We start from the raw sequence: 16,621 nt of genomic DNA, 5'->3' as shown, positions 1-16,621 counted from the left end.
GTTAATGGCGCCGAAACGTCACCATGGCGTGCGTCATAATACCGATTGAAAAGCCGCGGGTGTCGTGCGCCGTTCGTCCACGCAAGCGGCCCGGCATGGTGCGGCAACATTTCAGAACAACAACGGAACCGCCATGACGCTAGCCCGAGCCATCGGCAAATCGGCTGCATGGATCGTCGGTATCGTCGCGGTGCTCATCGCGGCGGCCGGCGTCTTTCTCTTTATCTTCGACTGGAACCGCGCGAAGCCGTGGGTCAACGAGCAGGTCACGGCCGCACTCGGCCGCCCGTTCGCGATCAACGGCGACCTGAAGGTCGGCTGGCGCCGCCCCGACGGCGAAACCGGCTGGCGCGCCTGGGTGCCCTGGCCGAGCTTCACGGCCACGCAGCTCGAGATCGGCAACCCCGACTGGGCGAAGATGCCCAAGTTCGTCACGCTCGATGCCGCGCACTTCGATCTCGCGATCCTGCCGCTGCTCGCGCATGAAATCGTGATCCCGTCGATCGACGTCGTGAATCCGGCCGTCGACCTCGAGCGGCTCGCCGACGGCCGCAACACGTGGACCTTCCAGTTCAAGCAATCGTCGCAGCCGTCGCCGTGGAAGGTGCGGCTCGACAGCTTCGGCTTCGCGAAGGGCACCGTCACGTACCGCGACGCGATCACGAGGGCCGACCTGACCGTCGCGATCGATACGCTCGGGCAGCCGATTCCGCTCGGCGACGTGCTGAAGGAGCAGGAGCAGACGTCGCGCGCGGCATCGGCGCAGCGGGTCGGCAAGCATGGCGCCGCGCAATTGAGCGCGAAGGCCAACGCGGAGGCCGCGTCGAGTGCGTCCGCTGCGCAGGCTGTGAGTTCGGCGTCGGCAACGGGTGCTGCGGCCGTGTCTGCCGTGGTGCCGGCGTCGTCTTCCTCAGCTACCTCTTCGGCGTCGTCTTCCTCAGCTACCTCTTCGGCATCGGCTGCCGCTGCCGCATCGGGTGCAAGCAGCGTCTCAGCGCCCGCGAAGCCGTCCGGCCCGACCTATGCGTTCGGGCTGAAGGTCGACGGCCGCTACAAGAACGTGCCGATCAGCGGCACTGGCAAGCTGGGCGGCGTGCTCGCGATCCAGGACGCATCGCGGCCGTTCCCGTTGCAGGCTGACGTGAAGGCCGGCGACACGCGGCTCGCGATCGTCGGCACGCTGACCGACCCGATGCATCTCGCGGCCATCGATCTGCGACTGTGGCTGCAGGGCACGTCGATGTCGCACCTTTACCAGCTGACCGGCATCACGCTGCCCGATACGCCGCCTTACGCGACGGAAGGGCGACTGATCGGCAACTTCAAGCGCAAGGCCAGCACCTTCCGTTACGAGAACTTCAACGGTCGCGTCGGCGGCAGCGATCTCGGCGGCACGCTCGTCTACGAGCAGCGCGAGCCGCGGCCGAAGCTGTCGGGCGAACTCGTGTCGAACCTGCTGCAGTTCTCCGACCTCGCGCCGGTGATCGGCGCGGATACGGCCGCGAGCAAGGCCAAGCGCGGCGACACGACGAAACAGCCGTCGGGCCGCGTGCTGCCGGTCGAGACGTTCCGCACGGACCGCTGGCGTGCGCTCGACGCGGACGTCAAGTTCACCGGCCGCAAGCTGGTCAAGAGTTCGGACCTGCCGATCACCAACCTGTACACGCACATCGTGATGACGGACGGCGTGCTGTCGCTCGAGCCGCTGCAGTTCGGCGTCGCGGGCGGCACGCTCGCGACGACCGCGCATCTCGACGGCAGCGGTGCGCCGCTGAAGGGCCGCTTCACCGTGGCGGCGCGGCACCTGAAGCTCAAGCAGTTGTTCCCGGCGCAGAAGGTCATGCAGTCGGCGCTCGGCGAGATCAACGGCGATGCGTCGCTGTCGGCGACCGGCAACTCGCCGGCCGCGCTGGCCGCGACGTCGACCGGCGAGGTGAAGGCGCTCGTGACGGACGGCCGCATCAGCCGCCTGCTGATGGAAGCGGCGGGGCTGAACGTCGCGAACGTCGTCTACGAGAAGCTGTTCGGCAACAACGACGTGAAGATCAACTGCGCGGCGATCGACTTCGTCGCGACCAACGGCATTCTCGACCCGAAGGTGTTCGCGCTCGATACGGACGACGCGCTGATCAACGTCGACGGCCCGATCAGCCTGCGCGACGAAACGCTGAACCTGAAGATCCATCCGCACACGAAGGGTTTCCGGATCTTCTCGCTGCGCTCGCCGCTGTATGCGAAGGGCACGTTCAAGAACCCGAACGTCGGCGTCGACGCGGGCGCGCTCGCGCTGCGTGCCGGCGCGATGGTCGGCCTCGGGCTGATCAACCCGTTCGCGGCCCTGATTCCGCTGATCGCGCCGAGCAACAACCGCGACGTGCCGTGTTCGGAGCTGTTCGGCCAGATGAACGCGAAGGCGGCGCAGCGGGCGGCGGCGAAGGCCGGCAAGTGACGGGCATCAGCGGCCCGCGCGCACCCAGAGCAGCACGGCATCGACTTCCCGGCCGTCGATCCGTACCGGGGCGGCCGTGCCGAGCTGCAGGCGATCGCCGTCGAGCCTGACGGCGCGCTGCTGGACGTTGCCGATCCAGTTCGGGAACAGGCTGACGTCCATTTCGTGGGTCAGCGTGCCGTCGTCGGCGACCTGAAAGGGGCCGGAATACGCAATGTAGCCGCCGGCGGCCGCCGCGCGCTCGTCGGCGGTGCCGCCCTGCAGGTCGCCGTCCGCGTAGGCCGGCCGGCCGGCGGCCATCAGCTGGGCGGACATGTAGCCGTCCGGCGTGTACAGGATCCAGCCGCGCGCGTCGCGGCCGAGCGGATAGGTGACCGCGCTGCCGTCGCGCGGGCGGATTTCGTAGGACACGAGGCGCCACGCGCCGACGAGTTGTTCGCGAAGCTGGCTGGCAAGCATGCGGGCTTCCGGTAAGGCGGCGGTGGGGCGCGTGCCGTCGTGTTGGCGGGCCGCCGGGCGGCAGGCCGAGGGGGCCGGAAATGCGCTGCCGGAACGGCGTGGTCGGCAGTTTCTCCGACACCTGCTAAAATACACGGTTTTCCGTCGATTTATCCTTTAACGGGACCTGCCGTGCTTTCTACTGCCAACATCACGATGCAATTCGGGCCGAAGCCCTTGTTCGAGAATATCTCGGTCAAATTCGGCGAGGGCAACCGCTATGGTCTGATCGGCGCGAACGGCTGTGGCAAGTCGACGTTCATGAAGATCCTCGGCGGTGACCTCGAGCCGAGCGCCGGCAACGTCGCGCTGGAGCCGAACGTGCGTCTCGGCAAGCTGCGCCAGGACCAGTTCGCGTACGAAGACGTGCGCGTGCTCGACGTCGTGATGATGGGCCACACCGAGATGTGGGCCGCCATGACCGAGCGTGACGCGATCTACGCGAACCCGGAAGCCACCGACGACGACTACATGCACGCCGCCGAGCTCGAAGGCAAGTTCGCCGAATACGGCGGCTACGACGCCGAGGCGCGCGCGGGTGCGCTGCTGCTCGGCATCGGCATCGAGGAGAAATTCCACAACGGCACGATGAGCGACGTCGCGCCGGGCTGGAAGCTGCGCGTGCTGCTCGCGCAGGCGCTGTTCTCGAAGCCGGACGTGCTGCTGCTCGACGAACCGACCAACAACCTCGACATCAACTCGATTCGTTGGCTCGAGCAAACGCTCAACGAGTACAACTCGACGATGATCATCATCTCGCACGATCGTCACTTCCTGAACTCGGTGTGCACGCACATGGCCGACATGGACTTCGGCACGCTGAAGGTCTGGCCGGGCAACTACGACGACTACATGCTCGCGTCGGCACAGGCGCGCGAGCGCCAGGCCGCGGCGAACACGCGTGCGAAGGAGCGTGTCGCGGAACTGCAGGACTTCGTGCGCCGCTTCTCGGCGAACAAGTCGAAGGCCCGTCAGGCGACCAGCCGCGCGAAGCAGATCGACAAGATCAAGATCGAGGAATTCAAGCCGTCGTCGCGCCAGAACCCGTTCATCCGTTTCGAGTTCGAGAAGAAGCTGCACAACGTCGCGGTGGTCGCTGAAGAGATCACGAAGAAGTACGAGCGCACGATCTTCCAGAACTTCAACCTGTCGGTTCAGCCGGGCGAGCGGATCGCGATCATCGGCGAGAACGGCGCGGGCAAGACGACGCTGCTGCGTTCGCTGCTCGGCGCGCTCGAGCTCGAGCACGGCACGGTGAAGTGGTCCGAGAACGCGAACGTCGGCTACATGCCGCAGGACACGTACGAGGAGTTCCCGAACGACATCACGCTGATGGACTGGATCGACCAGTACCGCAAGGACGGCGACGACGAAACGATGGTGCGCGGCACGCTGGGCCGCCTGCTGTTCACGTCGGACGACATCAAGAAGTCGGTGAAGGTGCTGTCGGGCGGCGAGAAGGGCCGCATGATCTGGGGCAAGCTGATGCTCGGCCGCCACAACGTGCTGCTGATGGACGAGCCGACCAACCACATGGACATGGAGTCGATCGAGTCGCTGCAGATCGCGCTCGAGCAGTTCGAAGGCACGCTGATCTTCGTGTCGCACGACCGCGAGTTCGTGAGCGGGCTGGCAAACCGGATCATCGAAGTGCGGACGGATGGCACGCTGTTCGACTTCGGCGGCAATTACGAGGAGTTCCTGACGAGTCAGGGGCAGGAGTAAGTGTCCTGACGCTTCCGTTCATGTGTTGCGGTCCGGCCGTGGTACGAAGCTGGAGCGCATAGCAACGCGAAGCCGCGAGAAGCGCATCGGGCCCGCATCGACAGTATTGTCGATGCGGGCTTTTTCATGTCCGTGCGGGTGAAGCGCGGGGGTGTCGCACATTCCCGTTTCCTCCCCTCAATCGACTTCGGGTAAATTACGCTCCGGATACCACCCTCAATTCCGACCAGGAGCCGCCCCCTCGATGCAGGACCATCCTCTCCCGCTCGATTTATCCGGCCTTGCGCCAAGTCTCTATGCACAGGGCACCGAGGAAGGCATCCTGTCGCGCCTGATGGAGCGGATCGCACCGACCAACCGCTTCTGCGTCGATATCGGCGCAAGCGACGGCCTGCGCAACAGCAACACCGCGCGGTTGCTGCGCGAACGGGATTGGTCCGGCGTGCTGGTGGAAGGTAGCGCGTACCGCTTCGGCAAGCTTGCCGCCCACTACGCGGGAGCGGAACGCGTTCGCTTGCACCATGATCGCGTCCAGCCCGACACGATCGACACGTTGCTCGCCGATGCCAACACGCCAACCGACTTCGACCTGCTGTCGATCGACATCGACGGCAACGACTACTGGGTCTGGCGCGGCTTGCAAGCATTCCAGCCGCGTATCGTCGTGATCGAATACAACCCGTACTACACGCCGCCCGAGCGCTGGGTCATGTGCTTCAATCCGGACCACGAATGGGACGGCTCGACGTATTACGGCGCGAGCCTCGAATCGCTCGTCCATCTCGGCCGGCAGAAGGGTTATGAACTCGTCTGCTGCGACGACATGGGCAACAACGCGTTCTTCGTGCGGCAGGACCTGTACCCGCTGCTCGGCATCGCGAACAACGCGCCTTCGGTGCTGTTCCGCCCGGCGATGTACAAGGTGCGCTACGTCGGGCACAACACGTTCCTGAGCGGCCATCCGTATCGATACGGGCCGGCCGAGCACATCTGAATGGACTCGCTCGCCGCGACCTTCGACGAGATCCGCGATGCCTATGCGCTGGGCCGCAGCGGGCCGCCGCGCCAGGTCGGCGAACGCGTGTGGCGCCTGCCGACCGATGACGGCGGTGTAGCGGTCAAGCTCTACGCGTCCGAACATCATGCGCGTGCGGCCAAGGAGGCCGCCGTGCTCGCTCACCTGGAAACGCATCGCGATCCCCGATTCCATGCGCAGATGCTGAAACGCACGACGTCCGGCGAGCCGCTGTGGACGGGACAAGGCTCGCACGCGATGCTGACGCGCTGGGAAGCCGGGCAGTTCAGAACCTACGACACGTTTTCGCCGGCCGAATGGGATGCGCTCGGCGCGAGCCTGGCCGCATTGCATCTGAGGCTCGAGCAGCTTCACTTGCCGCAGCTCGACACGATCCGCGCACGCCTGACCGCGATCGACGCGGACGCAGTGCGCCGCAGCCTGCATGATGCACTCGATCGCGCACGCGCGAACCACGCCGCCGACAACCTGCGCCGCTACGTCGATCTCGCGCTGCGCCTGCTCGACCGCTACTATCCGGGCAGCATCGACGCGTTTCCCGCCGACGATCCGCAGCACCCGATCCACAACGACTACAACCAGTTCAACTATCTGTTCACGGGCACGCTGCCGCCGCTCATTCTCGACTGGGAAGCGTCGATCGGCGCACCGCGTGAATACGAACTGGTGCGTTGCCTGAACCATCTGCCGCTGGAGGCGCCGCATCTGGCGGAAGCGTTCGTGCTGGCCTATCGGCGGACCCGGCCGGTCGATCCCGCGCGCATTGCCTGGGCGGTCGATGCCGCGTGTCTGCAGCACGCGCTCAAGCTCTGGATCGTGCAAGGCTGGCTCGACGATCCGTCGCGCTTTGCATCGCATCTGAACGGCGCGGTGACGATGGCCGCCGCGATGGTGGATGCGCGCGACCGTCTGGTCGATTTCTTTTCCCGTTGTGTGGAAGCAGGACGCTGAAGTGAATGCCAATCTGAACCGGATGTCGAAGCCGACGCCGCCCACCGAGCGGCAGCATGTGTTTCCGCCGCCGCTCGATCGCGATTACCGCGTCGAAGACGGGCGCGTGCTGACGCGCTCGCTCGAAGCGCACATCGTCGATCACTGCAACCTGACCTGCGCGGAATGCTGCTCGCTGTCGCCGTTGCTGCCCGAGTGGTATGCAAGCCCCGCGTCGATCGAAGCCGATCTGCGCCGCGCCGCGAAGGTGCTGCGCCCGCGCATGTTCAAGCTGGTCGGCGGCGAGCCGCTGCTGCATCCGGCGCTCGTCGAACTCGTCCAGCGCGTGCGCGCCACGGGCATCGCGCCCGTGGTCTCCGTCACGACGAACGGCCTGAAGCTCGGCGAGATGACCGATGCGTTCTGGCAGGCGGTGGATGCGCTGACGATCTCGCGCTATCCGAAGCCGTCGCTGTCGCCCGACCTGGTCGCGCACATCGAGCGCCAGGCCGCGCGCTTCGACGTGCGCCTGAACTGGAAAGTGCAGGACGTGTTCACGACGATGAACCGTGCGCAGCCCGGCACCGATCGTGACGCAGCGCAGCGCCTTTATCACGATTGCTGGATCCGCGAGCGCTGCCATATGATTCGCGACGGCATGTTCTACACCTGCACGCGTCCGGCGCATTTCCATACGCTCTACCAGGGTGAGAAGGATTTTCAGTCCGACGGCCTGCCGCTGTGCGACGACGCTGGCATGCTCGACGCGATGCTTGCCTATCTGCAACGCGAGGCGCCGCTCGAAGCGTGCCTGCATTGCCAGGGCGGCAGCGCGCCGGTGGCGCCGCATCGCATCCTCAAACGCATTGAAGTGGACGCCTTGAAGGCGCGTTATCCATGATCGTCGGCACGCGCGACCTGTTCGGCTTCGACCGGCTTCACTACCATCCGCGCAGCGGTGCGGCGGCGTCCGGCATCCGGGCCGTCCTGCACGCGTCGGGGCAAGCGGCAGGCGAGCCGGACGCGGCGGCCATCGCCGGTTACCTGAGCGGCGAGCGGCTGGTCGGCCGCACCGTGTTGCGCGACGTGCGCGCGGTGCCGCCCGGCCATGCGCTGATCCGTTCGCCGCAAGGGCTGACCGTGCAGCCGGCACCCGGGCAGCCGCAGCGCGCCGATCTGGAAACCGTGCTGCGCGCGTCGCTGCAGCGCGCGCTCGACAGCGGCAAGCGCGTCGCGCTGGCGCTGAGCGGCGGGCTCGATTCGGCGTTGCTGCTCGCGTTGCTGCGCGAACTCGGCGCGCAGCGGCACGTGACGTCCTATGTCCTCGTGACCGACATGCCGGACTATTGCGAGCGCGATGCCGCACTCGAACTGGCCGCGCAGATGCAGGCGAACGTGAAGATCGTGCGCGCGAACGAGGCCGATTTCGTCGCGGCGCTGCCGAGAACGACGCATGCGGTCGAGGAGCCGATGTTCAACCTGCATCCGGTCGCGAAGCTGCTGCTCGCCGAGGCGATGGCCGCGGACGGCGTCGAGGTGGCCATCACCGGCGACGGCGCGGATCAGGTGCTGCGACGCGATCAGTCGGCCAACTATCTGCCGCTATGCCATGCATTGTTCGATGCGGCGTCGGTCGATCTGCATCCGCCGTTCGTCGACGCTGCCGTCGTCGCGCATCTGACGAGCATCGCGCCCGACCCGGACAAGCAGTGCCTGCGCGATCTCGGCGCGCGTCTGAACCTGCCGGACCGTCTCGTGCACGGCCCGAAGCGCGGGCGGCTCGCCCCGGCAATGGATCTCGCGGCGCTGCTCGATCGCGACCGCACGCGCGCGCTGGCCGACACGCTCGGCCTGGCCGCGCCCACGCTGCAGGCGGATACCGAACGCGTGCTGTGGACGACGCTGTCGCTGATCCTCGATCATTTCGACCACCTCGATGCCGCGCATCGCCCAACCTGAATCGTTCATGAAACGCATCCTGTTCTGCGTGGTGCCCGAAAAGGGGCACGTCAATCCGTGTATCGGCCCGGCCCAGCATCTGCGCACCGCCGGGTGCGACGTCGCGTTCTATGCGCCGGCCGACATCAGTGCGCAGCTCGACGGCGCCGGCGGCTTCGAATTCGTCGGGCCGCGCGAGACGCCCGAGCGCCATGACCTGTCACGCGGCGCGAGCTTCGCCGCGAACATTCGCGACGCGGCCTGGCTGCGGCACTGGATCCGCACGCTGCTGATCGATCTCGCGCCCGCGCAAGTAGACGGCATTCGCGCGGTGCTGCGTGACTGGCGGCCCGACGTGGTCGTGATCGATCCGCTGCTCTATGCGGCGGCAATTGCCGCCGAACTGGAAGGGCTGCCGTGGGTCTCGATGTCGAATTCGCTGAATCCGGTGCTGCCGGACGATCTCGATTCGGAACTGCTGCGCACGGTGCGATGGCTCACGCCGGAACGCACGCGGCTGTTCGCGCGCTACGGGCTCGACGCGCGTTTTCGCGGATGCGACATCCTCTCTCCGCACCTGACGCTCGCATTCACGACCGACGCGCTGGTCGGTGCGCCGCCGCCGGGTGTCGAGCTGGTCGGCCCGGCAATGCCGTCCGGCCCGCGCGGCGACGAGACGCCGTTCCCGTGGGAACGCCTCGATGCGGATCGTCCATTGGTCTACATGTCGCTCGGCAGCCAGCTTTACTACCATCCCGACGTGTTTGCGAAGGTCATCGAGGCGACGCGCGCGACGTCGGCGCAACTGGTGCTGTCGGTGGGCGAGCTGGTCGATTCGGATCTGTTGCCGGCCGATGACGAGCGCGTGGTCGCCGTGCGTTACGTGCCGCAACTGGCACTGCTGCAGCGCACGCACGCGTTCGTCAGTCACGGCGGCGCGAATTCGGTGATGGAGTCGCTTGCGAGCGGCGTGCCGATGCTGCTGTCGCCGTTCTGCAATGACCAGTTCCATTCGGCGCACTTCGTCGAGCGGGCCGGCGCGGGGTGCGTGCTGGATCTGCAGCAGGCCGGCGTGGCCGACATCGCCGCTGCGCTCGAACGCCTGCTGCGGCCCGGGACGTTGCGCGAGCAGGCGGCGCGGATCCGCGCGAGCTACGCGTCGCGCGACGGTTCTGCCGAGGCGGCGCGCCTGATCAGCGCACTCGCTTCAGGAAGCCGCCGGGCGACAGCGTCATGAGGACGCGGTCCTCGATGTCGTAGTCGACCTCGAAGCGCTTGTCGCGAGCGAGGAATTCATGCGCGGCGGTGGCCGGGTTGTTGCCTTTGCCGTACGGCTTGCCGTCGAACATTGACGCGGGCAGGTACTCCATGATGGTGTCCATCACGATCGCGTAACTGCCGGGCGTCACGAGCGGCGCGTAGCATTCGAGTTCGCGCAGCACGTGCGCGTGGGTGTGCGTGAGATCGAGGATCGCCATCACGCGTGCGCCGTCATCGATCTGCGCACGCACCGAGGCGAGCGTGTCGGCCGCGCATGATTCGCCTTCGATCAGCGTCATCCGGTGGGCGAGCCGGTGCGATTGCAGGCGCTGCCTGACCTCGTCGCGCAGGCGCGGCTCGATCGCGACGACGCGGCCGCTGTCGCCGGCCAGTTCCAGCATCGACGCGGAGAATACGACGCCGCCGCCCGCCGCGATCCCGGTCTGCACGATGCAGTCGGGACGCTCGCGCCAGATCAGCTCCTGGAGCGCGAGCATGTCGCCGGGCAGGTGGAAGAAGCGCTCGCCGAGCCAGCGCGTCTGGAATAGATGGTCGAATTCGGCAGCGCGCGTCAGCCATTCGATATTGATGTCCCGCATGCGGGCCGAGGGACGCTCTGACATGGTCAATGCAACGAGTAGGAGTGACGTGAAAACGCTGGAACCGTGGCTTCACCGGTACTGGAACATCGGGCCGGCGCACCTGCGCGCGCTGGCGTCGGGCCATACTAACAAAACGTATCTCGTCGAGTGCGATGCGGGGCCTACGGTGCTGCGCGTGTCGTGGCCCGGCAAGGCGGTCGAGCAGGTGCATCGCGAGGCGGCGATGCTCGGCCATCTCGGCCGCTCGCGTGCGGCGCCGATGCTGCCTGCATTGCCGAAGCTGCGGCCGACCGTTGAAGCACAGTCCGGTGTGCAACTGCCCGACGGAAGCTGGCTGCATCTGTTCGAGCATATCGACGGCCGCCCCGGCCTGCCGGACGAAGCGGAGGCGGGCGCGATCGATGCGATGCGTGCGCTTGCGCATCTGCATGCGGCGATGGCGGCGATACCCGTGACCGAATCGGCGCCGCTCGCCTGGCTGTCTGCGCGCCACGCACGTGTCGCGGCGCGCGCTGCGCCGTCGTTGCCGGGTGACTTGAGCGGCCACTACGAGACGATGATTCACTGGATCGGCGCACATCTCGATGCTGCTGCCCGCTGGCTGACGGGGGCGGTGCACTGGCTGCACGGCGACTATCACGCGGGCAACCTGCTGTATGTGGGGCACGCGGTGAACGGCGTGCTCGATTTCGACGATGTCGGGCAGGGCGCGCAGTGGCTCGAAGCGGCTTTTGCGTTGTTCGCGCTGTCGCGCGATGCAGGCAGGGACGACCGCTTCGTATTCGATGCGCAGCGCTGGGATGCTGGCCTGCAAGCCTATGCCGCGACGCGGCCCGATGACGTGCCGGACTGGATGCATGATCGACGCGATGCGCTGATGGCCCTGTTCTGCGCGGACCAGACGCTGATCCATCTCGAAGCCGCACAACGCGGCCTGTGGACACTGGGGCCGGGCATCGGCTTTCTCGGCGGCTGGAGGCAGTTGCTCGGTGGTGCGGCGCCGGTACGCTAACCGGCTGCTTTATCAGCGCGGCCGATTCAGGAACAGGCGTACCGCTTCGACCGTATGGGGCCGCGCCTCGCCGTGCCGCGATCCGTCGTGCATGCAGAACAGCACGTCACGTTGCCGTGCCGCGCTGGCGTCGACGTGCGCGCACATCGCGTCGAACAGCGCCTGCGGCGACGGCGCCGGCCGGTGCCAGTCGTCCAGTATCGCGGTCCAGCCCGTGTGTTCGCGCTGCAGCCGCGCCAGCACGCCGGCGCGGCTGTCCTCCGGCATCAGGCCGTAAGGCAGGCGCAATGGAATCGTGTCCGGCGCTGGAACGCCGGCTCGACGATAGGCTTCGCGAATCAGCGCGTCGGTCGTCTCGATCTCGTCGATCAGTGCATCGTTCGCCAGCGCGCCCGGCCTCGCGTGCGAATGCGTGTGATTGCCGAGCAGGTGGCCTTCGCTCGCCATTCTTGCCGCGACGTCGAGTGCGCCTGCGAGATTCTGGCCGAGCAGGAAGAAGGTCGCGTGGCAGGACGCGGCGTGCAGAACATCGAGCAAGAAGGGTGTCGAGGGGCCGGGCCCGTCGTCGAAACTGAGGCGAATGGACATCGCGGATGGGTGCGCCGTTCAAGGTGTACCGGAGCAACGATAGCGCAAGTCGCGGCGAGCGGCGGCATGCGCATCCATCGGTCGGCTACTGAAGCGGCTCGATCGCCAGCGGACAGGTGCCGATCCGACGCAACTGCGTGCCGGTCCACGCGTAGAAGAACCGGGCGGCCTTCGCGCTGTTGTCGTCGCATTCGTCGTTGAAGCAGCCCGCGACGATCAGCAGCCTGCTGCCGGGACGGAAATCGACGCGCTCCTCGTCGTTGCCCATCACGCCTGCGATGGCCTGCACGCCGGGCATCGTGTACGTCGCGCCCGTGTACTTGTCGACGATCGCGAAATTCCGGCAATCCGTTCCGCAACCCCAGACCGCGACCCGGTAGTGGCCGGCAAAATTGGCCGGTTGCGTGAATTCGTCGCGAATGACGGTGCGGTAGCGGCGGGTTTCCCTGGTGGTCAGGCGGGGTGCCGCGGCCGGCTTGCGCGGCGCGCTCGCAGCGAGTGCCGGATAGCGGTCGAACGAAGGCGACGGGCATGCGGCGGCGGCCGTCGCCGTCGCCGCGCGGGCGGTGCCGGAACCCCAAAGCAGCGCGGCCGATGCGCCGGCGATCAGCAGCAGTCGATGGGCAAGCATCACGCGAGCATCCTTCAGGTTCGGGATGGGGATCGGGCCGGAGGGTCCGAACGGCCGGCGACGACGATTCTATGCCGCTTCACGCGCGCCGCGCGAGCCTGCGCCAAACCGACGTTCCGCACACGGCTCGCCGTCAAGCTTTGTCAAATTGCGGCGATATCACGATGCCTGACGTTTCAGGCCGCCTTCGAAGGCTGTCATGCACGGGTCGATTGCGTATCCTTGGATTCGATTCGCGGTACTCATGTCATCACAACCGGGAGGCTTCATATGAATGCACGTCTATACCGCGCGACCGTTGCCGGCGCGCTGATCGGATTGCTCGCGCCGTTTTCGGTGGCGCATGCGCAGTTGGGCGATGTCCTGAAGCAGGTCGGCGGCGGTGGCGATGCAGGCGGCAGCGCGGGCGGTGCGCTCGGCAATCTCGGCGGCCTCGGCGGTGCATTGACGGGCGGGGGCGGTGCGTCGCTGATGCCGGGCAGCACCGGGAACGTCGCCGGCCTGCTGCAGTTCTGCATCCAGAACAACTATCTCGGCGGGGCGTCCGGCGGCGCGTCGTCGGTGAAGGACGCGCTGATGGGCAAGCTCGGCGGCAACGCATCGTCCGACAGCGGCTATACCAGCGGCGCGAGCGGGGTCCTCGATGCCGGCAACGGCAGCAAGCTCGACCTGAGCGGCGGCGGCCTGAAGCAGCAGGTGACCAAGCAGATCTGCGACAAGGTGCTGACGCAGGCGAAGTCGCTGCTGTAAGTGTCGCGGTGCTTGGCGGCGCAGGGGGCGGTGCGATGCGTACCGCTTCCGCAGGCCATTCCGGCCGCCCCGCGCACATCATCGATGAGAAGACGGGCGGCCGCGCGCTGTCGCGGCCCGCACGCATGGACTCAATCGGCCAGCCGCTTGTCGGCGAGCGCCTTGCAGCAGTCTTCGTAGACCCATTGCACGAGTTTCGCCCGATAGTCGAGATCGTCGGTATCGACGATTTCCTCGACCGCGTCGCGCGCCCATGACGCATCGACGAACCCGGCATGCCGCTTTGCGATGTCCTGCGCGAGCGCCGCGAGCTTGGCAACGGCCAGCCAGTCGGCCTGACGACGATGGCGGTCGAGCCAGCGGTGCGCGGCCTGGACCTGGAACGTGGCGTCCGGCCACGATTCGTTGAGGTAAAACGCGCCGAGATTGCCGCAGGTGAGCCAGCAAAGCAGTTCCAGGCGATCTTGCGAGCCGAGGATATGGGGTGCGTCGGACATGGCAGCGCTCACGAAATACGTCGATTCCGGGCGGCGCCGGTTGCATTGGGCCGGTGCCGATAATAAAAACATAGCACGATGCGGGCCCGACCGCGCACCCGGGCGGATGCTGACATGGCGGTGGTGAAACGGACGCCGCGCCGGCGAGGATCGCCGACGGCGAAGTGAGGGGGCAGCGGGAACGGAAAGTGCGCAAGCGCGTGAGGCGCGGCGCGGGATGAGGCGGCCGGGGAACGGCCGTCGGCACCGTGAAGCGGGCCCGTTGCCGGGCCCGCCGCAGCCCGGCCCGCGAGCCCGGCTGCCGGTGAGCGAACTCAGGTCGTCGTGTGCGTGGCGCGCGCGATCGAGCGAATGCTGCGCTCGACGCGGATCAGGATGATCAGCACCGCGAGCGACACGAACGAATACAGCGCGACGAGCGCGGCGACGCCCGCGTAGCGCGCGGTCTGGCCGTTCTCGGCAGCGGTTTCTTCCGCGGCCTTCTTTTCGTCGTCGATCGCGGTGCGGCGTGCGTCGTAGCGCTCGGAGAAGTCGCGCATGACCGTCGACACGACGTCGGTGTACGCCTGCTCGCGCGCATATTCGTCGCCGTGACCGGTGACCTTCTTCTTGACGCTGGCCGCGACGTCCGGGCGCGACAGCACCTTGTCGAGATACGCGATCTGCTGTTCGTAGTACGCGACGTCCGGATGGTCGTCGTCGCCGAGCACGCGCTGGAACGACGGCTCGTATGCGTCGCGATCGACCGCGTAGTCCGGCGACAGGGCCGCGCGGCCGTGCTTTTGCACGATGCCCGACAGTTGCGTCGACAGGCGCAGCGCGGGCGACGCATCGTCGTCCTTGGCTGCGGCGCCGCCGGCGGCCGGCGTGGCCTTGACGGGCGCATCGTTCTCCCACGCGAACGATGCGGGATCGACCTGGATGGCCGAATCGACCTTCGGCGGTTTCGACAGGCGCGCATCGAGTGCGACCGCGCCGAATATGACCCCGCCGATCAGGACTGCGGTCGCGAACAACAGCACGATCACGCGCAATACCTGAAGATAGCCGCCCTCGATTTTGGTCAGGATGCTCAAGGCATTCTCCTTTCTTATGATGAATGAGGCGCCGAGGCTAAAGACCTTTCGAATGGCTGTCAATCGTCACGCCGGGTCACACCGGCGGACGGAAACGCTCGCTAGAATGGCGGCTTTCCTGGAGGCGGAAAGCGATGAAAATCTACGACCAGTTCTATATCGACGGCGCGTGGCGCAAACCGGCCGGCACCGGGACGATCGACGTGATCGACTCGGGCACCGAGGCCGTGATCGGCCGGATTCCGGAAGGTGTCGCGTCCGACGCGCAGGACGCGATCCGCGCGGCGCGCGCAGCCTTCGACGCGTGGGCGGCCACGCCGCCCGCGACGCGCGCAGGCTACCTGCGCAAGATCGTCGAGCATCTGCAGGCGCGCAGCGAGGAACTCGCGCAGTCGATCACCGGCGAAGTCGGGATGCCGATCAAGCTGTCGCGCGCGATCCAGGTCGGCGGCCCGATTTACAACTGGAAGGCGTATGCGAAGCTCGCCGAGTCGTTCGAATTCGAGGCACAGGTCGGCAACTCGCTCGTCGTGCGCGAGCCGGTCGGCGTCGTCGCGGCGATCACGCCGTGGAACTATCCGCTCAACCAGATCACGCTGAAAGTTGCGCCGGCGCTCGCGGCCGGCTGCACGGTCGTCCTGAAGCCGTCCGAAGTCGCGCCGCTCAACGCGTTCATGCTCGCCGAAGCGATTCACGCAGCCGGGCTGCCGGCCGGCGTGTTCAACCTCGTGTGCGGCTATGGCCCGGTCGTCGGTGAAGTGCTGGCCACCGATCCGGACGTCGACATGGTGTCGTTCACAGGCTCGACGCGCGCCGGCAAGCGCGTGGCCGAGCTGGCGGCCGCGGGCGTCAAGCGCGTTGCACTCGAGCTGGGCGGCAAGTCGGCGTCGGTGATCCTCGACGATGCCGATTTCGCGACGGCGGTGAAGGGCACGGTCAACGCGTGCTACCTGAACGCGGGGCAGACCTGCTCGGCGCACACGCGCATGCTGGTGCCGGAAGCGCGCTACGACGAAGCGCGTGAGATCGCGAAGGCGGCGGCCGAAACCTACGTCGCCGGCGATCCGCGGCAGGATGCGACGCGCCTCGGCGCGCTGGCATCGGCCGTGCAGCAGCAGCGCGTGCAGGACTACATCCAGCGCGGGATCGACGAAGGCGCCGAACTCGTGACGGGCGGCACGGGCCTGCCGGAAGGGCTGGATAAAGGCTTCTTCGTGAAGCCGACCGTGTTCGGCCGCGTCGATCCGAAATCGACGATCGCGCAGGAAGAAATCTTCGGGCCGGTGCTGTCGATCATCACGTATCGCGATGAAGACGAGGCCGTGCGCATCGCGAACGATTCGCCGTACGGGCTCGGCGGCGCGGTATGGGCCGGCAGCGACGAACGCGCGATGGGCATCGCGCGCCGCATCCGCACCGGGCAGGTCGACATCAACGGCGGCGCATGGAACATGGCCGCGCCGTTCGGCGGCTACAAGCAGTCGGGACACGGCCGCGAGAACGGCGTGTACGGGCTCGAAGAATATCTCGAGTACAAGTCGATGCAGTTGAAGCCCGCGAAGCCGGCCTGAGCGTTTCTCACGGCATGACATGAAAACGGCACGCTCGCGTGCCGTTTTTTATTGACGG

At 66.9% G+C, this 16,621-nt stretch carries 16 protein-coding genes; 10 read left to right on the top strand and 6 right to left on the bottom strand.

What is annotated here, in order from left to right; translation table 11 throughout:
- Window positions 1-133 precede the first annotated feature (133 nt).
- Window positions 134-2,449 (top strand): AsmA family protein, encoded by a 2,316-nt coding sequence (locus tag CFB45_RS10290; protein ID WP_089425536.1) that lies wholly within the window; start codon window positions 134-136, stop codon window positions 2,447-2,449.
- Between the two features lie 6 nt (window positions 2,450-2,455).
- On the opposite strand, the gene CFB45_RS10285 is transcribed toward CFB45_RS10290, so the two are convergent.
- Window positions 2,456-2,908, bottom strand: coding sequence for a lipocalin-like domain-containing protein (locus CFB45_RS10285; RefSeq protein ID WP_089425535.1), 453 nt, complete (start codon window positions 2,906-2,908; stop codon window positions 2,456-2,458).
- Between the two features lie 171 nt (window positions 2,909-3,079).
- Between CFB45_RS10285 and CFB45_RS10280 the strand changes: the two genes are divergently transcribed.
- The 6 genes from CFB45_RS10280 to CFB45_RS10255 all read left to right on the top strand — a co-directional run bounded on the left by CFB45_RS10280 (window position 3,080) and on the right by CFB45_RS10255 (window position 9,813).
- Window positions 3,080-4,672: an ABC-F family ATPase gene (locus tag CFB45_RS10280; RefSeq protein ID WP_069248073.1), complete on the top strand. Its 1,593-nt coding sequence runs from the start codon at window positions 3,080-3,082 to the stop codon at window positions 4,670-4,672.
- Window positions 4,673-4,916: 244 nt separating this feature from the next.
- A complete protein-coding gene (locus tag CFB45_RS10275) occupies window positions 4,917-5,666 on the top strand; it encodes an FkbM family methyltransferase (protein WP_089425534.1) in 750 nt (249 codons plus the stop codon).
- Window positions 5,667-6,659 (top strand): phosphotransferase enzyme family protein, encoded by a 993-nt coding sequence (locus CFB45_RS10270; protein WP_089425533.1) that lies wholly within the window; start codon window positions 5,667-5,669, stop codon window positions 6,657-6,659.
- Between the two features lie 22 nt (window positions 6,660-6,681).
- The gene (locus tag CFB45_RS10265; protein ID WP_089425930.1) at window positions 6,682-7,539 is read left to right on the top strand and encodes a 4Fe-4S cluster-binding domain-containing protein; all 858 of its coding nucleotides are present in this window, start codon (window positions 6,682-6,684) and stop codon (window positions 7,537-7,539) included.
- The gene (locus CFB45_RS10260) at window positions 7,536-8,597 is read left to right on the top strand and encodes an asparagine synthase-related protein (protein WP_089425532.1); all 1,062 of its coding nucleotides are present in this window, start codon (window positions 7,536-7,538) and stop codon (window positions 8,595-8,597) included. Before CFB45_RS10265 ends, CFB45_RS10260 begins: the two co-directional genes overlap by 4 nt.
- Window positions 8,598-8,604: 7 nt before the next feature.
- Entirely contained in the window at window positions 8,605-9,813 is a 1,209-nt protein-coding gene (locus CFB45_RS10255; RefSeq protein ID WP_089425929.1) for a glycosyltransferase, read from the top strand.
- On the opposite strand, the gene CFB45_RS10250 is transcribed toward CFB45_RS10255, so the two are convergent.
- Entirely contained in the window at window positions 9,770-10,459 is a 690-nt protein-coding gene (locus CFB45_RS10250) for a cephalosporin hydroxylase family protein (protein ID WP_089425531.1), read from the bottom strand. The two genes, CFB45_RS10255 and CFB45_RS10250, sit on opposite strands and share 44 nt — an antisense overlap.
- A 25-nt stretch (window positions 10,460-10,484) precedes the next feature.
- On the opposite strand from CFB45_RS10250, the gene CFB45_RS10245 reads away from it, so the two are divergent.
- Window positions 10,485-11,450 carry a phosphotransferase gene (locus CFB45_RS10245; protein WP_089425530.1) on the top strand — a complete coding sequence of 322 codons (966 nt, stop codon included), beginning with the start codon at window positions 10,485-10,487 and terminating at the stop codon, window positions 11,448-11,450.
- A 12-nt stretch (window positions 11,451-11,462) separates the two neighbouring features.
- Here the strand turns inward: CFB45_RS10245 and CFB45_RS10240 are convergent, their stop codons facing one another.
- Together CFB45_RS10240 and CFB45_RS10235 are read right to left on the bottom strand one after the other, a co-directional pair.
- A complete protein-coding gene (locus CFB45_RS10240) occupies window positions 11,463-12,038 on the bottom strand; it encodes a polysaccharide deacetylase family protein (RefSeq protein ID WP_089425529.1) in 576 nt (191 codons plus the stop codon).
- Window positions 12,039-12,123: 85 nt separating this feature from the next.
- Window positions 12,124-12,672: a hypothetical protein gene (locus CFB45_RS10235; RefSeq protein ID WP_089425528.1), complete on the bottom strand. Its 549-nt coding sequence runs from the start codon at window positions 12,670-12,672 to the stop codon at window positions 12,124-12,126.
- 267 nt (window positions 12,673-12,939) lie between these two features.
- On the opposite strand from CFB45_RS10235, the gene CFB45_RS10230 reads away from it, so the two are divergent.
- Window positions 12,940-13,419 carry a DUF2501 domain-containing protein gene (locus CFB45_RS10230; protein WP_089425527.1) on the top strand — a complete coding sequence of 160 codons (480 nt, stop codon included), beginning with the start codon at window positions 12,940-12,942 and terminating at the stop codon, window positions 13,417-13,419.
- Between the two features lie 131 nt (window positions 13,420-13,550).
- On the opposite strand, the gene CFB45_RS10225 is transcribed toward CFB45_RS10230, so the two are convergent.
- Window positions 13,551-13,916, bottom strand: coding sequence for a hypothetical protein (locus tag CFB45_RS10225; RefSeq protein ID WP_089425526.1), 366 nt, complete (start codon window positions 13,914-13,916; stop codon window positions 13,551-13,553).
- Between the two features lie 314 nt (window positions 13,917-14,230).
- Window positions 14,231-14,992, bottom strand: a complete 762-nt coding sequence (locus tag CFB45_RS10220) for a hypothetical protein (RefSeq protein ID WP_089425525.1) — start codon at window positions 14,990-14,992, stop codon at window positions 14,231-14,233.
- Between the two features lie 134 nt (window positions 14,993-15,126).
- Between CFB45_RS10220 and CFB45_RS10215 the strand changes: the two genes are divergently transcribed.
- Window positions 15,127-16,563: an aldehyde dehydrogenase family protein gene (locus CFB45_RS10215; RefSeq protein ID WP_089425524.1), complete on the top strand. Its 1,437-nt coding sequence runs from the start codon at window positions 15,127-15,129 to the stop codon at window positions 16,561-16,563.
- Window positions 16,564-16,621: the final 58 nt, after the last annotated feature.

The sequence above is a fragment of the Burkholderia sp. HI2500 genome, assembly GCF_002223055.1.
Classification (GTDB): Bacteria; Pseudomonadota; Gammaproteobacteria; order Burkholderiales; family Burkholderiaceae; genus Burkholderia.
This window is presented reverse-complemented; position numbering and strand designations above follow the sequence as displayed.

What these genes read in the sequence shown, in the direction of transcription:
- CFB45_RS10230 (WP_089425527.1), top strand. Translation starts at nt 12,940, where the DNA reads ATGAATGCACGTCTATACCGCGCGACCGTTGCCGGCGCGCTGATCGGA.
- CFB45_RS10255 (WP_089425929.1), top strand. Translation starts at nt 8,605, where the DNA reads ATGAAACGCATCCTGTTCTGCGTGGTGCCCGAAAAGGGGCACGTCAAT.
- CFB45_RS10290 (WP_089425536.1), top strand. Translation starts at nt 134, where the DNA reads ATGACGCTAGCCCGAGCCATCGGCAAATCGGCTGCATGGATCGTCGGT.
- CFB45_RS10265 (WP_089425930.1), top strand. Translation starts at nt 6,682, where the DNA reads ATGTCGAAGCCGACGCCGCCCACCGAGCGGCAGCATGTGTTTCCGCCG.
- CFB45_RS10225 (WP_089425526.1), bottom strand. Translation starts at nt 13,916, where the DNA reads ATGTCCGACGCACCCCATATCCTCGGCTCGCAAGATCGCCTGGAACTG.
- CFB45_RS10260 (WP_089425532.1), top strand. Translation starts at nt 7,536, where the DNA reads ATGATCGTCGGCACGCGCGACCTGTTCGGCTTCGACCGGCTTCACTAC.
- CFB45_RS10275 (WP_089425534.1), top strand. Translation starts at nt 4,917, where the DNA reads ATGCAGGACCATCCTCTCCCGCTCGATTTATCCGGCCTTGCGCCAAGT.
- CFB45_RS10250 (WP_089425531.1), bottom strand. Translation starts at nt 10,459, where the DNA reads ATGTCAGAGCGTCCCTCGGCCCGCATGCGGGACATCAATATCGAATGG.
- CFB45_RS10240 (WP_089425529.1), bottom strand. Translation starts at nt 12,038, where the DNA reads ATGTCCATTCGCCTCAGTTTCGACGACGGGCCCGGCCCCTCGACACCC.
- CFB45_RS10285 (WP_089425535.1), bottom strand. Translation starts at nt 2,908, where the DNA reads ATGCTTGCCAGCCAGCTTCGCGAACAACTCGTCGGCGCGTGGCGCCTC.
- CFB45_RS10270 (WP_089425533.1), top strand. Translation starts at nt 5,667, where the DNA reads ATGGACTCGCTCGCCGCGACCTTCGACGAGATCCGCGATGCCTATGCG.
- CFB45_RS10215 (WP_089425524.1), top strand. Translation starts at nt 15,127, where the DNA reads ATGAAAATCTACGACCAGTTCTATATCGACGGCGCGTGGCGCAAACCG.